The organism is Enterobacter cloacae complex sp. SYL001, from assembly GCF_049237025.1.
GTDB classification, from domain to species: domain Bacteria; phylum Pseudomonadota; class Gammaproteobacteria; order Enterobacterales; family Enterobacteriaceae; genus Enterobacter; species Enterobacter intestinihominis.
Window position 1 is genome coordinate 1 of sequence record NZ_JBMKJI010000059.1, and the last position, 1,455, is coordinate 1,455.

A 1,455-nucleotide genomic window follows, 5' to 3' on the forward strand; every position below is an offset into this window, starting at 1 on the left:
ACCTGTACTGCACCCATTTTGTTGGACGATGAAATGGAATAGTCCCTGATATGTCAAAGCCAAAATACCCCTTCGAAAAGCGCCTTGAAGTCGTGAATCACTACTTCACAACTGATGATGGTTACAGGATCATCTCTGCACGTTTTGGTGTGCCTCGAACCCAGGTCAGGACGTGGGTTGCCCTCTATGAAAAACATGGAGAAAAAGGTTTAATTCCCAAACCTAAAGGCGTTAGTGCTGATCCAGAGTTGCGCATTAAGGTCGTGAAAGCCGTGACCGAGCAGCAGATGTCCCTCAATCAGGCTGCTGCTCACTTTATGCTTGCTGGTAGTGGTTCTGTAGCCAAGTGGCTGAAAGTCTATGAGGAGCACGGAGAAGCTGGTTTACGCGCACTCAAGATCGGCACCAAAAGAAACATTACAATGTCAGTTGATCCAGAAAAAGCGGCGTTAGCATTGGAGCTGTCGAAAGACCGACGTATTGAGGATCTTGAAAGACAAGTTCGATTCCTTGAAATGCGGCTTACGTATCTAAAAAAGCTGAAAGCCTTAGCTCATCCCGCGAAAAAGTGAAAGTACTCAACGAGCTAAGGCAGTTTTACCCTCTTGATGAGCTTCTCAAGGCAGCGGAGATACCGCGCAGTACGTTTTATTACCATCTAAAGGCTCTCAGCAAGCCTGATAAGTATGCGGATGTTAAAAAGCGTATTGGTGAGATTTATCACGAGAATAAAGGTCGTTACGGATACCGTAGGGTAACGTTGTCTCTCCATCGAGACGGGGAACGGATTAACCATAAAGCCGTTCAGCGCCTGATGGGAACCCTCTCGCTTAAGGCAGCGATTAAGGTCAAACGATACAGCTCCTACAGAGGAGAGGTAGGGCAAACCGCCCCCAATGTTCTCCAAAGGGATTTCAAGGCTACACGGCCAAACGAGAAGTGGGTTACCGACGTTACTGAATTTGCAGTCAATGGGCGAAAGCTGTATTTGTCTCCAGTAATAGATCTCTTCAACAACGAAGTTATTTCTTACAGCCTGTCGGAAAGACCTGTGATGAACATGGTCGAGAATATGCTCGATCAGGCATTCAAAAAGCTTAAGCCTCACGAGCATCCTATTCTGCACTCTGACCAGGGATGGCAGTATCGTATGAGAAGGTATCAAAACATCCTTAAAGAACAAGGCATTACACAGAGCATGTCCAGAAAAGGCAATTGTCTGGATAATGCAGTCGTGGAATGTTTCTTTGGAACCTTAAAGTCGGAGTGTTTTTATCTTGACGAGTTCAGTAATATAAGCGAACTGAAGGATGCTGTTACGGAATATATTGACTACTACAACAGCAGAAGAATTAGCCTGAAATTAAAAGGTCTGAGTCCAATTGAATATCGAACCCAGACCTATGTGCCTCGTGTTTAACTGTCCAACTTTTTGGGGTCAGTACAACCCGAGGC

The 1,455-nt window shown here is 45.6% G+C and carries 1 protein-coding gene; it reads left to right on the top strand.

Annotated features, from left to right (window positions below):
• Window positions 1-50: 50 nt before the first annotated feature.
• Window positions 51-1,420, top strand: a protein-coding gene (locus tag ACOTZP_RS23805) for an IS3-like element ISKpn8 family transposase (RefSeq protein WP_085949440.1) whose coding sequence is annotated in 2 segments (ribosomal slippage) — window positions 51-531 and window positions 531-1,420 — 1,371 coding nt in all. Because the reading frame shifts where the segments join, the coding sequence is not laid out codon by codon here.
• Window positions 1,421-1,455 lie beyond the last annotated feature (35 nt).